This is a genomic window from Thermomonas brevis, assembly GCF_014395425.1.
Classification (GTDB): Bacteria; Pseudomonadota; Gammaproteobacteria; order Xanthomonadales; family Xanthomonadaceae; genus Thermomonas; species Thermomonas brevis.
The window spans coordinates 1,388,012-1,408,282 of the sequence record NZ_CP060711.1 but is presented as its reverse complement, the minus strand read 5'-3'; the positions used below and the strand labels follow the sequence as shown (position 1 = coordinate 1,408,282).

Genomic DNA, 20,271 nt, shown 5'->3' with positions numbered 1-20,271 from the left:
GGCGAAGTGATCGGGATCGGTCTTCCTGGGTCTCCTGCACGCCGCTTCCATCACCGATGCCAAGGGCAAGCTGCAGCAAGCGCTGGAAGCGCTCTGAACCCGGGCCGCCGAGGCGCCGCGCCGGATGCCCTGCCAGGCCCGCTACGGCGGGCCTTTCGCTTTTCCGGCGCCGCGCGGATCATCGGCTTCTTTCCGCCAGCGACGATGCGCATGCAAACCCGGCAACACGACGACGTCCTCATCATCGGCGGCGGCCACAACGGTCTGGTCTGCGCCGCCTATCTCGCTGGCGCCGGGTTGAAGGTGCGGGTGCTGGAACGCCGCGCTCTCGTCGGCGGCGCGGCCGTCACTGAGGAGTTCCATCCCGGCTTTCGCAATTCCGTCGCCAGCTACACGGTCAGCCTGCTCAATCCGGCGGTGATCCGCGACCTGCGCCTGGCCGAACACGGGCTGCGCGTGGTCGAGCGGCCTTATGCCAACTTCCTGCCGCTGCCGGACGGGCGCAGTTTCCGGCTCGGCGGCGAGCACACGCATTCCGAGGTGGCGAAGTGGTCGGCACGCGATGCGCAGCGCTTGCCCGAGTATTACGCGATGCTCGACCGCATCGTCGTCGTCCTGCGCGAGCTGATGCGGCGCACGCCGCCGAACGTGTCGGATCGCTTCGTGCTGGCGGACTGGCTGAACTCCGTCGCCGTCGGCACGCAGTTGAAGTCGCTGGACATGCGCGGCCGCCGCGACCTGCTCGACCTGTTCACCAAGTCCGCCGGCGAGCTGCTGGACGACTGGTTCGAGGGCGAACCGCTGAAGGCGGCACTGGGCTGGGATTCGGTGGTGGGCAATTTCGCCAGTCCCTACACGCCGGGCAGCGCCTACGTGCTGCTGCACCACGTGTTCGGCGAAGTGAATGGCAAGGCCGGCGCGTGGGGGCATGCCATCGGCGGGATGGGCGCGATCACGCAGGCGATGCGCAAGGAGTGCGAGGCGCGCGGCGTCGCCATCGAAACCGATGCGGAAGTCGCGCGGTTGCTCGTCGAAGGCGGCAAGGCGGTGGGCGTTGCGCTGGCCGACGGGCGCGAGCTGCGCGCGACGACCATCGCCAGCAACCTCAATCCGAAGCTGCTCTACACGAAGCTGGTCGAACCCGGTCAGCTCGACGACGACACCGCGCAGCGCATCCGCCGCTACCGCTGCGGTTCCGGCACCTTCCGCATGAACGTGGCGCTGTCCGAGCTGCCGGATTTCACCGCGATGCCGGGAACGCAGCTGCAGCCGCACCACCAGAGCGGCATCCTGATCGGGCCGTCGCTTCAGTATTTCGAGCAGGCGTATTTCGATGCGAAGTCGAAGGCGCACAACGCCGGCTGGGCGCGCAAGCCCATCGTCGAAGTCGTCATTTCCTCGACGCTGGACGACACGCTCGCGCCGCCCGGCCAGCACGTCGCCAGCCTGTTCTGCCAGCAGGTGAACCCGGAGGTGGACGGCGGCTGGGACGCGCACCGCGATACGGTGGCGAAGCTGATGATCGACACGGTGACCGAGTACGCGCCGAACTTCGCGCGCAGCGTGCTCGGTTACGAGGCATTGAGCCCGCTCGATCTGGAGCGCCGCATCGGCCTCGTCGGCGGCGACATCTTCCACGGCGCGCTCGGTCTCGACCAGATGTTCAGCGCGCGCCCGCTGCTGGGGCAGGGCAACTATCGCGGCGCGTTCAAGAGCCTGTACCTGTGCGGTTCCGGCACGCATCCGGGCGGTGGCGTCACCGGCCTGCCGGGGCGCAACGCGGCGCGCGAAATCCTCAAGGACCTGGGCCGGACGCCGCGCCCCGACTGAGTTCGCCATACGCCATTCGTGAACCGGCGAGTGCTTTTTTGCAGTGCAGCGTGCAAGACCCTAACGCTTCCTTCACGATCGCCCGGCGTCCCGACGTGGGGGAGGGAGCAGGCCCGCTGAGACTTCGGTCTAAGCGGGCTTTTTTATTGCCTGCCGTTTTCGTCCGGTCATCATTGCCGCAGGGACATTCCGGGGATGGGCACCATGTTGCGTCGCTGTGGATTGCTGCTGCTGTCGCTCGCGCTGGCCGCGTGTTCGGGCGTGAACAAGGACTTCACCCAGTCCTTCGTGGACGCGAATCGCGGGCTGGACGACGACGCCTGGGCGGCGGCGTATTCGCCGGAGATGAAGCTGCTGGCGGTGGGTCGCGATTCCGGCCGGCTGGAGCTGTGGGACGCGCGCAAGACCGATGCGCGGATCGCGCGGCAGGCGCATGCGCTGCGCGTGCAGGGCATCGCCTTCGGCCCGGAGGACGGCATCGTCATCACCAATTCGGCGTCCGGGAACGTCGACTTCGGCGAAATCGTCGAGCGCGAGAACGGGCCGAAGGTCTGGAACGCGCGCACCGGCGAACTGCTGCACGCCTTCCGCGAGGACGACTGGCTGCCGGGCGCGGTGTCCGCGACGCCGGTGCGCGGGCTGTACCTGCTCGCCAGTTACGACGAACTACGCATCTACGACCATGCGCGGCGCGCGCTGGTCGGCGCGCCGCTGGAGCTGCAGGCGGACGGCGGCATCACCGCCATCGACTGGGACAAGAACTCCGGCCTGATCGCGGCCGGCACCGACAAGGGGTTGATCGTCCTGCTGCGGCTGCATCGCGAGTCGGAGGGCGGCGCGCGGCTGGAGGTCGTCGGCACGCATGCGCCGCACGCGCGCGGCCCGCGCAGGAACATCCTGGCGGTGAAGTTGCTCGATGGCGGCAGCAAGCTGGTGACCGTGCAGTATTCGCCGGCGCGTACGGAGGCGCTGGGCGACGACGTGCCGGCGCTGTACCGCGGGCACCAGCATGAAACCGTGCGCTGGGACGTCGCCAGTTGGCGGCGCGAGCACGTGTATTCCAGTTCGCTGATCGCCGCGCACCACGCCACCCATACCCACGGCGAGGATTGGCTGGTGCTGGCCGGCGTGGCCGGCGGCACCGCGCGGGTCGAGGGCAAGATCGAACTGGTTGACCTGCGCAGCGGCGTGTCGTGGCTGTACAAGGCGAACACCAGTCATCCCACCGCGGTGCTGCTGCCGGAGGCGCGCGAGGGGCTGGTGCTGCAATACGGCCGAGCCACCCGCATCCGCTACCTGGACCAGCAGGACGACGTGCCGTGGTCGGCGCCGCGCTAGCGCGACGCCGGCTTCAGTCCGCCGGCACGGTGCGCGGCAGCGCCCAGTCGCGCAGCGCCTGCACCTGTTCGGCCATCAGCACCGACAGCGGGCGGGTATCGCGGATCGCCTGCATCAGCAGGTGCGTGTCCAGCGTGGCGCCGGTGGCGTGCGCGGCGTACAGCGCGCTGACGATGACCTGCTCGATCTCCGCGCCGGAATAGCCGTCCGCCGCGGCGGCCAGCGCCGACAGGTCGATGGCCTCGCGCGGCAGCGCGCGCCGGTCGAGGTGCAGGGCGAAGATCTCCGCGCGAGTGGCGGGGTCGGGTAGGTCGACGAAGAACAACTCGTCGAAGCGGCCCTTGCGCAGCAGCTCCGCCGGCAGCTGCTGCACCTGGTTGGCGGTGGCGACCATGAACACGCGCGCGCTGCGCTCGGCCATCCAGGTCAGCAGGTAGCCGAGCACGCGGCGCGACAGCCCGCCATCGGTCTCGCCGCCGTCGGTGGCGAGCGCCTTTTCGATCTCGTCGATCCACAGCACGCAGGGCGCGAGTTGTTCGGTCGAGGCCAGCGCCTCGCGCAGGTTCTTCTCGGTTTCTCCTTGGTATTTGTCGTACAGGGTGCCGAAGTCCAGCCGCACCAGCGGCACGCCGAAGCCGCCGGCCACCGCCTTCGCCAGCAGCGACTTCCCGCAACCCTGCACGCCGAGCAGCAACATGCCGCGCGGGGGAGGCAGCCCGGCCGGCGGCGGGTCCTGCACGAAGGCCGGGCGGCGCTGTTCCACCCAGCGCTTCAGGCGCGTAGCGCCGCCCACGTCGGCGAAGCGTGCGGTGTCGTATTCGTAGTGCAGGTGGCCGCTCTTGTTGAGCAGCTCGAACTTCAGCCGCGCCAGCTCCGGCAGGTCGTCGAAGTCCAGCGCGCCGTCGCGCCAGATCAGGTGGCGGGCGATGCGGCGGGCGTCGGTCGAGGTCAGGCCGTGCAGGTTGCGGACGATCTGCCGCACCGCGTCGGCGTTCGCCTCCACCCGCCGGCCGCCGTTCTGCGCGGCGTAGTCGCGCGCCTCGTCCTTGACCAGCTTGAGCAGGGCGTTGGCGTCCGGCAGCCGCAGCGAGAAGCGCGCCGCGAACGGCTCCAGCGCCTCCGGCAGTTCCACCTTGGTGCCCACCAGCACCACCACGTGCGGCTGGCAGCCGCGCCGCTGGATCACGTCGCGTAGCGCGCGCTGGTAGCTGGCGTAGCCGAGGTAGGGCGTGGCGTCCAGCAGCAGGTAGATGCCGCGCTGGTTGGCGTCGCGCATCGCGTTGAGGGTGGCGCTGAGGTCGGGCGCCAGTTCGCTTTCGTCCTCGCGGTCCAGGTCGACCCGGCGCAGGCCCTCGGTGACGCTCCAGCGGTACAGCGCGCGCCAGACGTGCATCAGCGACTGCCGGAACAGTTCCAGCACCCGCGCTTCGTCGGGCGTTTCGATGACCAGCAAGGGGGTTTCCGCGCGGATCAGCGCGGCCAGGTCCAGCAGTTCGCTCATGGCGGTGCACGATAGCGGCGCGCCGGCGATGCCACAATCGGCGCATGAGCGACGACATCACGCCGGCCTTGGCCGGCCTCCGCGAACGCGCCCTGCAGCGCCTGCGCGCGGCAGGCTGCCACATTCCCGCCGAGGCGGAAGAAGCGGTGGCGCGGCTGGCCGTCGCCAGCGATTTCGCCATCGACGTGCTGGCCGCGCAGCCGGGACTGCTGGCGCAGTTGCGCACCGATGCGCGCGCGCCGCTGGCCTCGCCCCTGCTGGAGCCCGACGCGCAGGGCGACTGGCCGCGCCTGCTGCGCCGCTACCGGCAGGCGGAATCCGCGCGGCTGGTCTGGCGCGACGTGGTGGAGAGCGCGCAGGTCGAGGAAATCCTCGCCGGCAGCAGCGCGCTGGCGGAAACCTGCCTGCGGCTGGCGTTGGAGGCGCTGGAAGCCGATTTCGCCCGCCGCTTCGGCACGGTACGCGACGCCGATGGCATACCGCAGCGGCTGGTGGTGTTCGGCCTCGGCAAGCTCGGCGGGCGCGAGCTGAACTTCAGCTCCGACATCGACCTCGTCTACGCCTACGAACACGAGGGCGAATCCGACGGCGCGCGCGCGCTGCACGCGCAGGACTACTTCGCGCGGCTCGGGCAACAGCTGGCGAAGCTGCTGGACGAAGTGACGGCGGATGGCTTCTGCCATCGCGTCGACCTGCGCCTGCGCCCGTTCGGCAACGCCGGGCGCGTCGCGCTTTCGTTCGCGGCGATGGAGCTGTATTTCCAGCGCGAAGGCCGCGACTGGGAGCGCTACGCCTGGCAGAAGGCGCGGCCGGTGGCGGGCGATATCGATGCCGGCGAGCGCCTGCTCGACGCGCTGCGGCCGTTCGTCTACCGGCGCTACCTCGACTACGGCGCGCTGGACGGGCTGCGCGCGATGAAGGCGATGATCGCCGCCGAAGTGGCGCGCAAGGACATGGCCGGCGACATCAAGCGCGGCCCCGGCGGCATCCGCGAGATCGAGTTCCTCGCCCAGGCGCTGCAGCTGATCCGCGGCGGGCGCGAGCCGGCGCTGCGCAGCCGCCATCTGCTGGCGACCCTGCGCGCGCTGGCGCAGGCGGGGCACATGGAAACGGAGGCGTCGTCGGCGCTGGCGTCGGCCTACCGTTTCCTGCGTCGCCTGGAAAACCGCCTGCAAATGCTGGCCGATGCGCAGACCTACGCGCTGCCGGAGGATGGGCTGGCGCGCACGCGCATCGCCATCGGGCTGGGCCATGCGGACTGGGAGGCGCTGGCGGCGGAGCTGGACGCGCAGCGCGCGCGGGTGTCGGAGGAGTTCGGCGCGCTGCTGGCGCCGCGCCGCCGGCGCGCGACCGGTGGCGACGAACTGGTGGCGTACTGGCGCGCGCTGCCCGACCACGGCGAGGTGGCGCAGCTGGACGCGGCCGGCTTCGACAACGCGGCGGACCTGCACGCCAGCCTCTGCGACTTCGCCCGCGCGCCCGGCGTGCGCGACCTGTCCGACGCCGCGCGCGCGCGCCTCGACCGCGTGCTGCCGGCACTGCTGCAACACGCATCCGCATCGGCGCAGCCGGACGCGGTGCTGCGCCGCGTGCTGCCGCTGCTGCACACCATCCTGCGCCGCGCCAGCTATCTGGCGCTGCTGGACGAACAGCCGGCGGCGCTGGCGCGGCTGGCCGACACGCTGGCGCGCAGCGCGCTGCTGGGTGAACGGCTGGCCGCGCATCCGCTGCTGCTGGACGAACTGCTGGACGTGCGCGTCGGCGGCGAGCTGCCGGATGCGGCCTCGATGCGCGCGCAGTGCGAGGCGGTGCTGCGCGACGGCGATGCCGAAGCCTCGCTGGACGCGCTCAACGAGGTGCGGCAGGCGCTGAGCTTCCGCTTCGCGCTGGCCCTGCTGGACGGCCGCATCGACGCGCAGGACTGCGCGTGCCGGCTGGCCTGGCTGGCCGACGCGGTGGTGGCCTGCGTGCTGCGGCTGGCCGAGGACGAACTGCGCGCCGCGCACGGCGGCATCGACGGCGGCCGCTTCGCCGTGCTCGGCTACGGCACGCTGGGCGGCGAGGAGCTGGGTTTCGGCTCCGACCTCGACCTGGTGTTCCTGTTCGACGCGCCGGCCGAGGCGCATTCCGACGGCGCGCGCCCGCTGGACGCGCCGCGCTGGTACGCGCGGTTGGGGCAGAAGATCGTCGCCCTGCTCGGCGTGCGCACCGGCGCCGGCCGGTTGTTCGACGTGGACGTGCGGCTGCGCCCGGACGGCGCCAAGGGCCTGCTGGTGTCCAGCCTGCCCAGCTTCACCGACTACCAGCGCCACCGCGCGTGGGCGTGGGAGCACCAGGCGCTGGTGCGCGCCCGCGCGATCGCCGGCGACGCGTCGCTGGCGGAGGCGTTCGAGGCGCTGCGCGCGGAAGTGCTGTCGGCGCCGCGCGACGGGCAGAAGCTGATCGACGACGTGGCCTCGATGCGCCGCAAGATGCGCGCCGAGCTGGACCGCAGCGACGCGGCGATGCTCGACCTCAAGCAGGGCGAGGGCGGGCTGGTCGATCTGGAGTTCCTGCTGCAGTTCCTGGTGCTGCGCGATGTCGGCGCGCATCGCGAGCTGCTGGCGTCGCGCGCCACCCGCGCCCTGCTCGACGCCGCGCAGGCGGCGGGCCGCTTCGACGCGGCCGTCCACGCCGCGCTCGTGCAGGCGCATGCCGACCTGCTGGACACGGGGCTGCGCTGCACCCTCGATCGCCGTCCACGCCGCGCCGCGCGCGACGAACGGATCGAGCGCGCCTGCGCGGCGATCGGCGCGGCGGTGCGCGCGCAGGGGCTGCGGTTCGTGGACGCTTCCGTTACGCCGCCTTCTGCCGCGATGTAGGCGCATCGCAGAGGCGTGTTGAGCCCTCCCCTTCAAGGGAAGGGTTTGGTTGGGGATGGTGTTCGGCGATGTTGCTGCAATTGCAATCCACACCATCCCCGTCCCGGCCATTCCGGCCTGCGCGCATAGCGCTCCGGCGTTCAGACGGATGCCGAGCCAGTGGCTCGCAAGCAATCCGTCTTCACCCCCTTGAAGGGGAAGGAGAACAGCCTCGCGCCCTTGCGGCGCGCGCCTACAGTGGCAGCGCCAGGCGCCGCCGGATTTCCTGCGCGACCCGCGCGGTTTCGCGCAGCGGTTCGGCCGCGAACGGGCCCATCGCCTCGTCCAGCGCGCGGGCGCGGCCGCGTTCGAGCAGGGCGTCGACGAAATCGCGCGGCCGCCCCTGCACGCATTGCGGCGACCAGACGTGCAACGGCGCGCGGGTGGCCGCCGCCTCGCTGAGCATGTTCACCGAATCCGGCGTGCAGACGATGCGGTCGGCGCAGGCCAGCAGGCCGGCGTAGGGATTGGCGCCGTCGCCGGTGTCGCGCCAGCGCAGGCCGGGCAGCCGTTCGTCGATGCGGCCCAGCGCGTCGCGCCATGCGGGCGGCGTGCGCCGCGAGGCGATCGCGCTGAAGCTGCCGCCTTCCTCGCGCGCCCGTGCGGCCAGCCGTTGCAGCAGCGCCTCGAAGCCGGCGTCGTCCAGCGGCGCGTGCCGGGTCGGGCCGCCGACCAGCAGCACGCTGTGCGGGGACGGCAGCGCGGTCAGCGCCGGGAAGGCGGCGATCGCGCACAGCAGGTAGTCGTCGTCGACCGGATGCAGGCTGCCCAGCGTGGCGACCACGTTGCCGCCTTGCAGGCCGTCGTGCGCGGGCGCGACCACCACGTCCCAATGCGCGGGGTCGATGCGCGGATCGAGGATCTGCACCGCCTTGCTGCCGCGCGCGCGCAGCAGCCGGGTCGCCAGCGCGGCCTGCCGGCCGCAGCCGATGGCGAGGAGCGGCGGAGTTGCGCGTTCGGTGCGGAACGCCGGCCCGAACGCGTCGCCGGCGCCGGGCAGCCGGCGCGGCGCCAACCAGCGCCACGGCGCGCGCGGCGCCAGCACGGTTTCCGCGGCGCGGGTGTCCAGCGCATGCGCCAACGCCAGCGCCTGGCGCGCGTTGCCGGCGCGGCCGTCGTGCAATGCGCGCAGCCCCGACAAGGTGGAAGAGACGGAGCTTCGTTGCATGACTGGCATCTATTCGTTCCGAATATGCTGCATTACATGCGCCCGTGGAACTATACACTGTGCGCCATCGCCCAGACACGATACAGAGATTGCCATGTCCCAGCCGCTGTCCGACGCCGCCCTCGACCAGTTGTTCCGCACCGCCCGCACCTACAACGCCTTCACCGGCGAAGTGTCGGACGAGACCCTGCACAAGCTCTACGACCTGCTGAAGTTCGGCCCCACCGAGGCCAACACCACGCCGGCGCGGATCGTGTTCGTGAAGTCGGAGGAGGCCAAGGCCAAGCTCGGCCCGGCGCTGAGCGAGGGCAATTACAAGAAGACGATGGCGGCGCCGGCCGTGGCCATCGTCGGCTACGACATGCGCTTCTTCGACAAGCTGCCGGTGCTGTTCCCGCACACCGACGCCAAGCCGTGGTTCGAGCACCGCGACGAGGCCAATTTGGCGTGGGTGGCGATGCGCAGCAGCGCGCTGCAGACCGCCTACCTGATCCTGGCCGCGCGTTCGCTGGGCCTGGACTGCGGGCCGATGACCGGCTTCGACAACGCCAAGGTGGACGAGGCATTCTTCGCCGGCACGCCGATCCGTTCCAACATCCTGGTCAACCTGGGCCACGGCGACCCGGCCAGCATCTTCCCGCGCTCGCCGCGTCTGCCGTTCGACGAAGCCTGCCGCATCGCCTGAGCCGCCTTTCCTTTTTCCCCTTCCGGAGCCATGCCATGAACAAGATCCGCACCCTGCTGTTGCCGCTCGCCATCGCCGCCGCCGTCGCCGCCTGCGGCAAGCAGGCCGAACCCGCCGCCAATACCGCTGCCGCGCCCGCCGCCGCCGAAGCCGCCGCCGCGCCGGCCGAAGCGCCCGCCGCCGAGGCGATCAAGCCGGTGGCCGGCACCTACCAGCTCGATCCGTCGCACACCGACGTGCTGGTGCAGTGGACGCACTTCGGCTTCTCGCAGCCCAGCGCGCAGTTCGGCATCAGCGAAGGCACGCTCATCTGGGACGCGGACGACGTGTCGAAGTCCAGCGTGCAGGTGAGCATCCCGGTCGCCGCCATCGACACCTTCGTCGACAAGCTCGACGAGCACCTGAAGAGCGGCGACTTCTTCGACGCCGGCAAGTTTCCGAACGCCACCTTCAAGAGCACCAGCGTGGCCGCGGCCGGCACCAACAAGCTGACCGTCACCGGCGACCTCACCATCAAGGACATCACCAAGCCGGTCACCCTGGACGTCACCCTGAACGGCGCGGGCGAGCACCCGATGCTGAAGAAGCAGGCGATCGGCTTCTCCGCCACCGGCACCATCAAGCGCAGCGACTTCGGCGTGGGCGCCTACGCGCCGAACGTCAGCGACGACGTGCAGCTGCGCATCACCACCGAAGGCACGCTGGCCGACGCGCCGGCCGCCGAAGCCGCGCCGCAGGGCTGATACCGTGATCGTCGAACGCCCCTCCGCTGCCCGCGGCGAAGTGGACCTGGGCTGGCTGCGCAGCCGGCACACGTTCTCCTTCGGCCACTACTACGACCCGGCGTGGATGGGCTTCGGCGTCCTGCGCGTGATCAACGACGACACCGTCGCCCCCGGCGGCGGTTTCGCCCCGCACCGCCACGCCAACATGGAGATCGTCAGCGTGGTGCTGGACGGCGCGCTGGCACACAAGGACAGCGCCGGCAACGCCGGCGTGATCCACGCCGGCGACGTGCAGTGGATGAGCGCCGGCCACGGCATCGAGCACAGCGAATACAACGGCTCCGACGCCGCGCCGGTGCACTTCCTGCAGATCTGGATCCAGCCGGAGCGGCTCAACCACGCGCCGGCCTACGACCAGAAGCATTTCGCGCCGGACGCGCGGCGCGCGCGCTGGGCGACGCTGGTGTCGCCCGACGGCGCGGACGGTGCCATCGCCATCCGCCAGCAGGCGACGCTGCGCGCGACCCGGCTGCTGCCGGGCGATGCGGTCGCCGCGACGCTCGATCCGGCGCGGCGGTATTGGCTGCACGTCGCCACCGGCGAAGTCGCGCTGGGCGAGCGCGCGCTCGCGGCCGGCGATGCGCTGGGGTTCATCGTGGAGGACGGCACGCTGGAGCTGCGCGGCATCGCCGAAGCCAGCGACGTGCTGCTGTTCGAGCTGCCGACGTAGCTGGTACGGCTCGTCATTCCCGCGAAGGCGGGAATCCAGCTCTTGGCTTCCTGCATTGATCTAAAAAGCTGGATTCCCGCCTTCGCGGGAATGACGAGCATTAAGGCTGTGCGGGAATGACGAGCAAAAGCGACGCGGGAACGACAGGGGCGCGGTAAACTGGCCGCGTTTCCGCAACCGCGCCGCTATCGTCATGGCACAGCCCGCTTCGTCCGCTCCGTCGTCCGCCCTCGCCCAGCAGACCTACGAGGTGCGCCGCGCCGATCTGCCGCTGAGCTGCCCGCTGCCGTCGATGGCGGTGTGGAACGAGCATCCGCGCGTGTATCTGTCGATCGTGGAAGACGGCGGGCGCAGCAAGTGCCCGTACTGCGGCACCAACTACGTCCTCGTCGACTGATCCCCCGGCGCGGACGATGCGCCGCCTGACCGTGGTGCAGCTGCTGCCGGCGCTGGATGCCGGCGGCGTGGAGCGTTCGACGCTGGAGATCGCCGAGGCGCTGGTGCGCGCCGGCCATCGCGCCATCGTCGTGTCCGCCGGCGGGCGGCTGCTGCCGCAGCTCGAAGCGCTGGGCGCGGAGCACGTCGCGCTCGACATCGGCCGCAAATCCCTTTTGAGCCTCCGCCATGTGCCGACCTTGCGCCGCCTGTTCGCGCAGGCCGACATCGTGCACGCGCGCTCGCGCCTGCCGGCGTGGCTGGCCTGGTTCGCGCTGCGCGGCATGGGCGAGGGCAGGCCGCATTTCGTCACCACCGCGCACGGGCTGAACTCGCCGTCGCGCTACAGCGCGATCATGGCGCGCGGCGAGCGGGTGATCTGCGTGTCGAACACGGTACGCGGGTACCTATTGCGCCATTACCCGGACGCCGATCCGGCGCGGCTGGTGGTGATCCCGCGCGGCATCGATCCGGCCGCATTCCCGCGCATGCCATGGCCCGACCGCGCCGCACGCGACCGCATCGCGGCGCTGCATCCGCAGCTCGGTGGCGACGGCCCGCTGCTGCTGCTGCCGGGCCGCGGCACGCGCCTGAAAGGCCACGCCGATGCCATCGCCCTTCTCGCGACGCTGCGCGCGGACGGCGTCGCTGCGCGGCTGTGGATGCCGGGCGCGGCGCAGGGCGGGCGCGAGGACTACATCGAAGAACTGACGGTTCAGGCGCGCAACGCCGGCGTCGCCGACGCGCTGGCGATGACCGCGCCGACCGCCGCCATCGCCCAGGCCTACGCCGCCAGCGATCTGGTGCTGCAGCTGTCGCGCAAGCCGGAGGCATTCGGGCGCACGGTGGTGGAGGCGCTGTCGGTGGGCCGGCCGGTGCTGGGCTGGGCGCACGGCGGCGTCGGCGAGCTGCTGGCCGAACTGCAGCCGGAAGGCGCGGTGCCGCCGTTCGATGCGCAGGCGCTGGCGCATGGCGCACGCCGGCTGCTGGCCGCGCCGCCATCGCCACCGGCGGCGATCCCCTATACCCTGCAAGCCATGCAGGACGCCACGTTGGCGCTGTATCGGACGATGGGGACGGAATGAACGCGCAGGCGAACGAGGCGATGCCGGTAGCGGGATGGCGCTGGGCGCCGGCGTGGGTGCTGGCCTTCGTCGCGCTGTGGCCGGCGCGCGGCATCGCCGAGGCGGTGCTGGTGCTGGGCGCGCTGGCGGGGCTGTGGAAGCTGATCGCCACCCGCTTCCGCGGCGGCGCCGCGCTGCTCGGCGGGCCGGCGTGGGCGCTGACCTGCGTGCTGTTCGCCGCCTACTGGCTGCCCGAGGCGATTTCCGCCGTGGACGCGCAGGACCACGCGCGCGCGCTGCGCGAAGTATTGATCGATCTGCGCTACCTGCCGTTCCTGTGGGTGGTCGCCGCCGCCGTCGCCAGCGAGCAGGGGCGGCGCAAGACCTTCGGCGGCCTGGCGGTGATCGCGCTGGTGTGGACGGGCGATGCGCTGATCGAGGCGGCCACCGGCACCAGCCCGCTGTTCTGGCTGCTGGATCAGGCCAAGCACGCGATCAGCGGGCATGGCATGTGCACCGCGCGCGAGGCCGCGGCGGCGGACCGCCTGGCCGGCGTGCTGGGTCCGTGCAACCTCAAGCTGGGCATCGTGCTGGCGAGTCTTTCGCCGTTCGCGCTGGCGGCGGCATGGCGTCGGGCCGGGGCGACCGGCTGGCTGCTGGCGGCTTCGGCCGTCGGGCTGGTGGTGCTGCTGGCCGGCTCGCGCGCGTCGTGGCTGACCTACGGGCTGGTGCTGCTGTGGACGGGCTGGCGCAAGCTGGGCAGGCGCAAGCTGTTGATGGTATTCGCGGCCGGGGCGCTGGCGCTGGCCGCGGCCACCGCGCTGTCGCCGCAGGTGCGCGAGCGCGTGCAGCGCACCACGCTGGCGCTGACCGCGCAGCCGGACGGCGTGGACGAGGCGCTGTCGGGCCGCAGCCGGATCTGGTCGGCGGCGCTGTGCATGGTGCGCCAGCATCCGGTGAACGGCGTCGGCCCGCGCGCGTTCCGCGAGGCGTTCCCGGCCTGCGATCCGGAGCCGGGCGTGGTCGCCGCCTGGGGCAGCGGCGCCGCCTTCCACGCGCACCAGATCGTGCTGGAGGTGCTCAGCGAAACCGGCGCCATCGGCCTGCTGCTGTGGCTGGCCGGCGCGGCGCTGGCGTGGCGCGCGTGGCGCTACGCGGACGAGGCCGCGCGCGAGCGGGCGCGGCCGGCGATGCTGGCGTTGGCGGCCAGCGTGTTCCCGTTCAACACCCACCTGGCGGCGTATTCGACGTTCTGGGGCAGCGTGCTGCTGTTGCTGGCGGCGCTGTATGCCGGCAGCCTGTGGGGCACGCCCGGGACTTCCGAGCCTTCGGCTCAGCCGTAGCGCGAGCGCCCGTCCGGCTGGCGCTTGAAGCGCCGATGCAGCCACAGGTACTGCGACGGCGCCTCGCGCACCATCGCCTCGATGGCGGCGTTGACGGCGGCGGTGTCGGCCACCGCATCGTCGGTGGGGAAGGGCGCCAGCGGCTCGCCGACGCGCAGCACGTAGCGCCCGCCCTCGCGTCGATGGAAGAACGGCACCACCGCGCAGCCGGTCATCCGCGAAAACTGATGGGTGGCGGTGATGGTGGCGGCCGGGATGCCGAAGAACGGCGCGAACACCGTGTCCTTGCCGCGCATGTCCTGGTCCGGCGCGTACCACAGCACGCCGCCGCGCTTGAGGTGGCGGATCGCCGCGCGGGTGTCGCTGTTGGCGAACATCGCGCAGGCGTAGCGCAGCCGTCCGCGCAGCACCGCCCATTCCATCACCGGGCTGCGGTGCTTGCGGTACATGCCGGCCAGCGGCACGTGGTCGCACAGCAGCCGCCCGCACATCTCCAGGGTCATGAAATGGCCGGACACCAGCAGCACGCCGCGGCCCTCGGCCTGCAGCCGCTTGAGCGTGTCCAGCCCCTCGATGGAGGCGGTGGCGCGCATCGGCGCGGCGTCGCCCCACCAGGCGCGGGCGAATTCGAACAGGCCGATGCCGAGGTCGCGGAAGTTGGCGCGCAGCAGCGCCTCGCGCGCGGCCTCGTCCAGCTGCGGCAGGCACAGCGCCAGGTTGGTGCGCGCGGCCTCGCGGCGGTCCGGCAGCAGCCGCAGCGCCAGCCAACCGACGCCCGCGCCGAGCCGGCGCTGCAAGCCCCATGGCAGCCGCGCCAGCGCCATGCACGCGCCCACGCCCAGCCACGCCGGCCAGTGGCGCGGGGCGAACGACGGGCGATCGGGGGAGTCGAAGCCATGCGGGGATTCTACCGGGCGCCGCCGCTTCAACCCGCAATGCCGGGCGCTGAGCCGTGGAGCCTGGGCCGTGTTGCCGCGTTCGCGTCTGCGGAATCAAGGAGGAGATGCCGGCCGCAGGACGGCATCGGGGGACATTCGCGGACGCGAATGCGGCAATACGGCGCGCGCGGAATCTCCGCCATGGCTATCCTGTGCGCATGCGGGCCGATCTCACAGAGCGTGTGCTGCGCGGCCTGTATTCGGCCGCGCTGTACCTGCTCGTGCCGGTCACCCTGTACCACCTGATCTGGCGCGGCTTCCGCCAGCGCGCCTACTTCCAGCGCTGGGACGAACGCTACGCCAGCTATCCGGCCGGTGCGCCGGGCGCGCCGCTGTGGCTGCACGCGGTGTCGGTGGGCGAGGTCAACGCCGCCGCGCCGCTGGTGAACCGGCTGCTCGCGCAGCGCCCCGACCTGCGGCTGGTGGTCACCACGATCACCCCCACCGGTTCCGAGCGGGTGCGCGCGCTGTGGGGCGACGCGGTCGCCCACGTCTACCTGCCCTACGACCTGCCGGGCGCGGTGGGCCGCTTCCTCGACCGCTTCCGGCCGACGCTGGCGCTGATCGTGGAAACCGAGCTGTGGCCGAACCTGCTGTTCGGCTGCCGCGACCGCGGCATCCCCGCCTACATCCTCAACGCACGGCTGTCCGCGCGTTCGCTGCGCGGCTACCGGGTGCTGGGCGCGCTGATCCGGCGCGCGCTGGGCAGCGTGCGGCTGGTGGCGGCGCAGTCGAAGGCCGACGCTCGCCGCTTCCTCGAACTGGGCGCACGGCCGGAGTGCGTGCACGTCGCCGGCAACCTGAAGTTCGACATGGCGCCGGTGGAGGCGGACGGCTTCGTCGCCGGGTTCCGCGCGGCGCTGGGCGAGGCGCGCCCGGTCTGGATCGCCGCCAGCACCCACGAGGGCGAGGAAGCGGCGGTGCTGGAAGCGCACCGCGCACTGCGCGCCAGCCATCCCGACGCGCTGCTGCTGTGGGCGCCGCGTCATCCGGAGCGGTTCCGCGCGGTGGCGCAGGCCGCGCGCGACGCCGGCTTCGCCGTGGCCAAGCGCAGCGGCGACGGCTGGCCGCGCGCGGACACCGGTGTGTTCGTGATCGACACCCTGGGCGAACTGCTGCGCTTCTACGCCTGCGCGCCGGTGGCCTTCGTCGGCGGCAGCCTGCAGGCGATCGGCGGGCACAACCTGCTGGAGCCGGCCGCGACCGGCGCCGCGATCCTCAGCGGCCCGCACCTGCACAACTTCGCCGACATCGCGCGGCGGCTGCGCGAGGCGCAGGCGATGCGGATCGTGGCGGACGCGCCGGCGCTGGCGGACGCGCTGCGCGCGCTGTTCGACGACGAGTCCGCGCGGCGGCGCATGGCCGACAACGCGTCGAGGCTGCTGGAGGACGGGCGCGGCGCGCTGGCGCGGACGCTGGCGTTGATCGAGCCGATGCTGCCGGAATGACGCCAAGCCTTGGGGCTTGGGGCGCACCGACTGCAACGATGGCAAACAGCGCAGTGCTTTTCGTCGACGCACGGCGACAGTCGACGCGACGGCCCGCAGGCACAAAGAAAAATCCCCGCTTTCGCGGGGATTTTCGTATCGCAGGTTTGTTCGGGGCTTACTTCGTGCTGATCGCGTTGGCGACCGATTCGTTGGTGGTGAGCAGGCGGTTCACGTCTTCGAGATCGGAGACGTCCAGGGTGCCCGCGGCCTGTTCCAGCAGCAGGCGGTTCTGCAGGAAGTTGTACTTGGCCTGCGCGTAATCCTGCTGCGCGGAGAACAGGGTGCGCTGGTTGTTCAGCACGTCCAGCACGGTGCGCGTGCCGACTTCCAGGCCGACCTGCGAGGCGTCGTAGGCGCTCTGCGCGGACACCAGCGCCAAGCGGCGCGCTTCCACTTCGCTGATGCCGGCCACCAGGGCCTGATAAGCGTTGCGGGTGTTGCGCTCCAGCGCGCGCTTCTGCTGTTCCAGCTGGTCGCGCGCGATGTCGCGCTGGGCCAGCGAGCTGCGAACGTTGGACTGGGTGGCGAAGCCGGAGAAGATCGGGATGCTCAGGGTGATGCCGACGCTGGTGTTGGCGTCGTTGTTGCCGAAGTAGGCCGGGTTGTCGTACAGGCCGGGAATGGCCTTGCCGTAGGACGCCTGCAGGCCCAGCGTCGGGTAATGGCCCGAGCGCGCGGTGGCGACATTGGCTTCGGCCGCCTCCACGTCCGCGGACTGCGCCTTGAGCGACGGGTTCTCGGCGAGCGCGGTGGCGACCCAGCCTTCTGCGTCGCGCGACTCGGGCAGCGCCGGCTTGAAGTCGTCCGGCAGGCCCTTGAGGTTGGCGACCGGCGTGCCGGTGATCTCGACCAGCGCCTGATAGGCGTCCTGCACGGCGTTGCGGGCGAGGATGGAGTTCGCGCGGGCCGCGTCGTACTGCGCGCGCGCCTCGTGTACGTCGGTGATCGGCGCCAGGCCGACTTCCAGGCGCTTGCTGGCGAAGTCGAACTGCTTCTTCAGCGCGGTTTCCGCGGCTTCGGCGGCGGACAGCGTTTCCAGCTGCACCAGCACGTTGAAGTAGGCGGCGGACGTGCGGGTGATGAGGCTGTGGCCGGCCGCTTCCAGGTCGAACGCGCCGGCGCGGTCCTGCGCCTTGGCGGCGCGCAGCGCGGTGAAGTTGCCGTAATCGAAGATCGACTGCTGCGCACCGACCCGCCACGAGGCGCTGCGGGCCGTGCCGTCGCTCTGGCCGTCGCCATCGGTGTCGCCGCGATTGGCGAGGTCGTAGCCGACGGTGCCGTTCACCTGCGGCAGCAGCGATGCGCGCGCCTGCACCGGGCGCTCGGCGGCGATGGCGCGGTTCGATTCGGCGGCCGCGAATTGCGGGTCGCTGCTGCGCGCGTTCTGGTAGCTCTGGAGCAGGTCGTCCGCTTGGGCCGCGGCGGGCAGCAGGGCGACGGCGAGGGCAAGGGCGAGCGGGCGAAGCGACATGGGGGAGTCCTTGGCGGCTTACAGGGTGAAGGCGGGCACCGGCTCGGCGCCCGCGAGATAGGGAAGGTCGGTTTCGAACAACGATTCGACGCGGGTGCCGTTGACAGTGCGGTGCACCAGCGCCGCTTCCATCGCCGGCGAGCGGCCGTGCACCACGAACATGCGGCCGCCCGGATTGAGCCATTCGACGAAGCGCGCCGGGATCGCCGCCATCGCGCCGCTGACGCAGATCACGTCGAAGCCGCGGCCCGGGTTCCAGGCGAACGCGTCGGCGGCCTGCACGGTGGCGTTATTGATTCCCTGCGCCGCCAGCCGCGTCTGCGCGGCCTCGGCCAGGTCGGCGTGGCGCTCGATGCCCACCGTCTCGCGCGACAGCCGGGCGAGGCAGGCGGTCAGGTAGCCGTTGCCCGCGCCGATCTCCAGCACGCTTTCCGCTTCGGTCGGCAGCAGCGCCTGCAGCGCGCGGCCTTCCAGCACCGGCTTCATCATCGTCTCGCCGTGGCCGATCGGCAGCGCGGTGTCGGCATAGGCCAGGCTGCGCAGCGCGTCGGCCACGAAGGCGTCGCGCGGCAGGCGGGCGAGGGTGTCCAGCACGCGCACGTCCAGCACGTCCCAGGGACGGACCTGCTGTTCCACCATGTTCTCGCGGGCGAGGGCGAAGTCGATGCTCATGCGGGGAAAATCCGTTGCGGGGAACCGTGCATTGTAGTGCCGGCGGTTCCCGATCTGGCGGGCAGTCTGGCCGTACCGGTACACCAGCACGCAGTGCCGGAAGTCACCGCGACCAAGGGCAGGGCCGACTGCCGTTCAGGCGACGGAACGGCGGGCCGCAGGGCGTCAGCGCTTCGCATAGGCGCGCAGGAACAGGTCGACGACGCTGGCGATGTGCGCGTGCGGCGTGTCGTGGCGGCCGCTGCAGCAGTAGCCGAACACGGCCTGCGCGTGCGGCTCGCCCTTGAGCAGGGTGAAGAAGTGGCCGGCGGCGCGCACGGGATCGTCGATCTCCAGCTCGCCGGCGGCGATGCGCCGCTGCAGCAGCGCGGTGAACGCGTCCTGCACGCGCTGCGGGCCGGCTTCCCAGAACATCGCCGGCATGTGGCTGGTGGCGATCTGCGGCGAGCACAGGATGCGGTGCCCGGCGATCGCCTCGGGCGTCATGACCATCGCGAAGAACGCCTCGGCGATGTCGGTCAGGCGTTCGCGCAGCGGCACGTCGGGGTCGGGCTCGAACAGCCGGGTCGGCATGCCCTGCTCGCAGTGCGCGCGCACTGCGTCGGCGAACAGGCTGTCCTTGTCGCCGAAGTGGCTGTACACGGTGAGCTTGGACACGCCGGCCTCGGCCGCGATCTGGTCCATGCTGACGCCGTCGAACCCCTGCAGGACGAACAGGCGCTTGGCCGCTTCCAGGATCGCCGCGCGCTTGGCGAGATCCTTCGGGCGGCCGGGACCGGCGGGCTTGCTGGCGGGGGTGGTGCGGGTCATGCCTTGATACTGGACTGCGAAGTTTCGTAATTATACCATACCGGGCAGTTCAATTATGGCGCAGGCCGACGGAGCGGGCATGGAGCAGGGCGGAAAGAGGCTGCGCGACGCGCTGCCGGTGCTGGCGATGGCATTGGCGCTGGTCGGCTGTGGCGGCGCGACGCAGGCGCCGGAAGCGGCGCGCAAGGTGCTGGTGGTGCAGCCCGGCGCCGCCGCCGACATGGCCGCCGAAGCCTTCGCCGGCGAAGTGCACGCGCATCAGGAAAGCGCGCTGGCGTTCCGCGTCGGCGGCAATCTGAGCAAGCGCTTCGTCGATGCCGGCCAGCCGGTGAAGCAGGGCCAGGTGCTGGCCGAACTCGATCCCGGCGATGCGCAACTGCAGGCCAGCGCCGCGCAGGCCGACATGGCCCGCCTCGGCGGCGACCTGGAGCGCTACCGCAAGCTGCTGGCGCAGAAGCTGGTCAGCCAGTCCGCGTTCGACGCGCAGCAGGCCGCCTACCGCGCGGCGCGCGCGCAATACGAACTGGCGCGCAACCAGTCCGCCTACACCCGGCTGCGCGCGCCGCGCGACGGCGTGATCGCCGCCCGCCAGGCCGAGGCCGGGCAGGTGGTGGCGGCCGGTCAACCCATTTTCCTGCTCGCCGCCGACGGCGGACGCGAAGTGGCGATCGGCCTGCCGGAAGCGCGCATCCGCGACTTCCGCACCGGCCAGTCGGCCATCGTCGAACTGTGGAGCGCGCCCGGCCGGCGCCTGCCGGGGCATATCCGCGAGATCGCCGCCGCGGCCGATCCGCAGACCCGCACCTACGCCGCGCGCGTCGCGCTGGACGGCGCGCTGGCGGCGGAGGTCGGGCTCGGCCAGAGCGCGCGCGTGTTCGTGGCCGATGCGGCCGGCGGCGGCCTGCGCCTGCCGCTGGCAGCGGTGCAGCGCGACGACGGCGGCGCCACCGCGGTGTGGGTGGTCGATGCCGCCGGCACGGCGCGCCAGCGCGCGGTGAAGCTGGGCGGCTACGGCGAGGACAGCGTGCCGGTGCTGGACGGCGTGAAGGCCGGCGAATGGGTGGTGGCCGCCGGCGGGCACCTGCTGCGCGAGGGCGAGAAGGTCGCGCCGGTGGACCGGCGCAACCGCCCGGTCGCGGTCGGGGCGCGCTGAGCCGTGGGCCGCTTCAAC

Annotated in this window: 17 protein-coding genes; 11 read left to right on the top strand and 6 right to left on the bottom strand. The window is 71.8% G+C overall.

Annotated features, from left to right (window positions below; genetic code table 11):
• The first annotated feature begins 210 nt into the window (after window positions 1-210).
• Both H9L17_RS06550 and H9L17_RS06545 read left to right on the top strand, forming a co-directional pair.
• Entirely contained in the window at window positions 211-1,830 is a 1,620-nt protein-coding gene (locus H9L17_RS06550) for a phytoene desaturase family protein (RefSeq protein WP_187571527.1), read from the top strand.
• Between the two features lie 204 nt (window positions 1,831-2,034).
• Window positions 2,035-3,168, top strand: a complete 1,134-nt coding sequence (locus tag H9L17_RS06545) for a WD40 repeat domain-containing protein (protein ID WP_187571526.1) — start codon at window positions 2,035-2,037, stop codon at window positions 3,166-3,168.
• A 13-nt stretch (window positions 3,169-3,181) separates the two neighbouring features.
• Here the strand turns inward: H9L17_RS06545 and H9L17_RS06540 are convergent, their stop codons facing one another.
• Window positions 3,182-4,669, bottom strand: coding sequence for an AAA family ATPase (locus H9L17_RS06540; RefSeq protein ID WP_187571525.1), 1,488 nt, complete (start codon window positions 4,667-4,669; stop codon window positions 3,182-3,184).
• A 44-nt stretch (window positions 4,670-4,713) separates the two neighbouring features.
• On the opposite strand from H9L17_RS06540, the gene glnE reads away from it, so the two are divergent.
• Window positions 4,714-7,530, top strand: coding sequence for a bifunctional [glutamate--ammonia ligase]-adenylyl-L-tyrosine phosphorylase/[glutamate--ammonia-ligase] adenylyltransferase (glnE, locus tag H9L17_RS06535; protein ID WP_187571524.1), 2,817 nt, complete (start codon window positions 4,714-4,716; stop codon window positions 7,528-7,530).
• Window positions 7,531-7,762: 232 nt separating this feature from the next.
• Here the strand turns inward: glnE and H9L17_RS06530 are convergent, their stop codons facing one another.
• Window positions 7,763-8,746, bottom strand: coding sequence for a mitochondrial fission ELM1 family protein (locus tag H9L17_RS06530; RefSeq protein ID WP_187571523.1), 984 nt, complete (start codon window positions 8,744-8,746; stop codon window positions 7,763-7,765).
• 85 nt (window positions 8,747-8,831) lie between these two features.
• On the opposite strand from H9L17_RS06530, the gene H9L17_RS06525 reads away from it, so the two are divergent.
• The 6 genes from H9L17_RS06525 to H9L17_RS06500 all read left to right on the top strand — a co-directional run bounded on the left by H9L17_RS06525 (window position 8,832) and on the right by H9L17_RS06500 (window position 13,719).
• Complete coding sequence (locus H9L17_RS06525; protein WP_187571522.1) at window positions 8,832-9,422, top strand: malonic semialdehyde reductase; 591 nt, start codon at window positions 8,832-8,834, stop codon at window positions 9,420-9,422.
• 35 nt (window positions 9,423-9,457) lie between these two features.
• Window positions 9,458-10,165 (top strand): YceI family protein, encoded by a 708-nt coding sequence (locus tag H9L17_RS06520; RefSeq protein WP_187571521.1) that lies wholly within the window; start codon window positions 9,458-9,460, stop codon window positions 10,163-10,165.
• Between the two features lie 4 nt (window positions 10,166-10,169).
• Entirely contained in the window at window positions 10,170-10,877 is a 708-nt protein-coding gene (locus tag H9L17_RS06515) for a pirin family protein (RefSeq protein ID WP_187571520.1), read from the top strand.
• 193 nt (window positions 10,878-11,070) lie between these two features.
• Window positions 11,071-11,274, top strand: a complete 204-nt coding sequence (locus tag H9L17_RS06510) for a zinc-finger domain-containing protein (protein ID WP_187571519.1) — start codon at window positions 11,071-11,073, stop codon at window positions 11,272-11,274.
• Window positions 11,275-11,290: 16 nt separating this feature from the next.
• Entirely contained in the window at window positions 11,291-12,397 is a 1,107-nt protein-coding gene (locus H9L17_RS06505; RefSeq protein ID WP_187571518.1) for a glycosyltransferase, read from the top strand.
• The gene (locus H9L17_RS06500; RefSeq protein ID WP_187571517.1) at window positions 12,394-13,719 is read left to right on the top strand and encodes an O-antigen ligase family protein; all 1,326 of its coding nucleotides are present in this window, start codon (window positions 12,394-12,396) and stop codon (window positions 13,717-13,719) included. Before H9L17_RS06505 ends, H9L17_RS06500 begins: the two co-directional genes overlap by 4 nt.
• Here H9L17_RS06500 and lpxL read toward each other — a convergent pair.
• Complete coding sequence (gene lpxL / locus H9L17_RS06495; protein ID WP_484600458.1) at window positions 13,710-14,648, bottom strand: LpxL/LpxP family Kdo(2)-lipid IV(A) lauroyl/palmitoleoyl acyltransferase; 939 nt, start codon at window positions 14,646-14,648, stop codon at window positions 13,710-13,712. The two genes, H9L17_RS06500 and lpxL, sit on opposite strands and share 10 nt — an antisense overlap.
• Before the next feature lie 167 nt (window positions 14,649-14,815).
• Between lpxL and waaA the strand changes: the two genes are divergently transcribed.
• Window positions 14,816-16,105 (top strand): lipid IV(A) 3-deoxy-D-manno-octulosonic acid transferase, encoded by a 1,290-nt coding sequence (gene waaA, locus H9L17_RS06490; RefSeq protein WP_187571516.1) that lies wholly within the window; start codon window positions 14,816-14,818, stop codon window positions 16,103-16,105.
• A gap of 157 nt (window positions 16,106-16,262) precedes the next feature.
• On the opposite strand, the gene H9L17_RS06485 is transcribed toward waaA, so the two are convergent.
• From H9L17_RS06485 to H9L17_RS06475, 3 genes are all read right to left on the bottom strand, one after another.
• The gene (locus tag H9L17_RS06485; RefSeq protein ID WP_187571515.1) at window positions 16,263-17,618 is read right to left on the bottom strand and encodes a TolC family outer membrane protein; all 1,356 of its coding nucleotides are present in this window, start codon (window positions 17,616-17,618) and stop codon (window positions 16,263-16,265) included.
• Between the two features lie 18 nt (window positions 17,619-17,636).
• Window positions 17,637-18,290 carry a protein-L-isoaspartate O-methyltransferase family protein gene (locus tag H9L17_RS06480; protein WP_187571514.1) on the bottom strand — a complete coding sequence of 218 codons (654 nt, stop codon included), beginning with the start codon at window positions 18,288-18,290 and terminating at the stop codon, window positions 17,637-17,639.
• A 165-nt stretch (window positions 18,291-18,455) separates the two neighbouring features.
• Window positions 18,456-19,100, bottom strand: coding sequence for a TetR/AcrR family transcriptional regulator (locus tag H9L17_RS06475; RefSeq protein ID WP_187571513.1), 645 nt, complete (start codon window positions 19,098-19,100; stop codon window positions 18,456-18,458).
• Between the two features lie 79 nt (window positions 19,101-19,179).
• Between H9L17_RS06475 and H9L17_RS06470 the strand changes: the two genes are divergently transcribed.
• Window positions 19,180-20,253, top strand: coding sequence for an efflux RND transporter periplasmic adaptor subunit (locus H9L17_RS06470; protein WP_425507407.1), 1,074 nt, complete (start codon window positions 19,180-19,182; stop codon window positions 20,251-20,253).
• Window positions 20,254-20,271: the final 18 nt, after the last annotated feature.

Coding starts and splice junctions, on each gene's coding strand:
- H9L17_RS06480 (WP_187571514.1), bottom strand. CDS start 18,290: ATGAGCATCGACTTCGCCCTCGCCCGCGAGAACATGGTGGAACAGCAG.
- H9L17_RS06530 (WP_187571523.1), bottom strand. CDS start 8,746: ATGCCAGTCATGCAACGAAGCTCCGTCTCTTCCACCTTGTCGGGGCTG.
- H9L17_RS06550 (WP_187571527.1), top strand. CDS start 211: ATGCAAACCCGGCAACACGACGACGTCCTCATCATCGGCGGCGGCCAC.
- waaA (WP_187571516.1), top strand. CDS start 14,816: ATGCGGGCCGATCTCACAGAGCGTGTGCTGCGCGGCCTGTATTCGGCC.
- H9L17_RS06510 (WP_187571519.1), top strand. CDS start 11,071: ATGGCACAGCCCGCTTCGTCCGCTCCGTCGTCCGCCCTCGCCCAGCAG.
- H9L17_RS06505 (WP_187571518.1), top strand. CDS start 11,291: ATGCGCCGCCTGACCGTGGTGCAGCTGCTGCCGGCGCTGGATGCCGGC.
- H9L17_RS06525 (WP_187571522.1), top strand. CDS start 8,832: ATGTCCCAGCCGCTGTCCGACGCCGCCCTCGACCAGTTGTTCCGCACC.
- H9L17_RS06485 (WP_187571515.1), bottom strand. CDS start 17,618: ATGTCGCTTCGCCCGCTCGCCCTTGCCCTCGCCGTCGCCCTGCTGCCC.
- H9L17_RS06540 (WP_187571525.1), bottom strand. CDS start 4,669: ATGAGCGAACTGCTGGACCTGGCCGCGCTGATCCGCGCGGAAACCCCC.
- H9L17_RS06475 (WP_187571513.1), bottom strand. CDS start 19,100: ATGACCCGCACCACCCCCGCCAGCAAGCCCGCCGGTCCCGGCCGCCCG.
- H9L17_RS06545 (WP_187571526.1), top strand. CDS start 2,035: ATGTTGCGTCGCTGTGGATTGCTGCTGCTGTCGCTCGCGCTGGCCGCG.
- H9L17_RS06520 (WP_187571521.1), top strand. CDS start 9,458: ATGAACAAGATCCGCACCCTGCTGTTGCCGCTCGCCATCGCCGCCGCC.
- H9L17_RS06500 (WP_187571517.1), top strand. CDS start 12,394: ATGAACGCGCAGGCGAACGAGGCGATGCCGGTAGCGGGATGGCGCTGG.
- H9L17_RS06470 (WP_425507407.1), top strand. CDS start 19,180: ATGGAGCAGGGCGGAAAGAGGCTGCGCGACGCGCTGCCGGTGCTGGCG.
- glnE (WP_187571524.1), top strand. CDS start 4,714: ATGAGCGACGACATCACGCCGGCCTTGGCCGGCCTCCGCGAACGCGCC.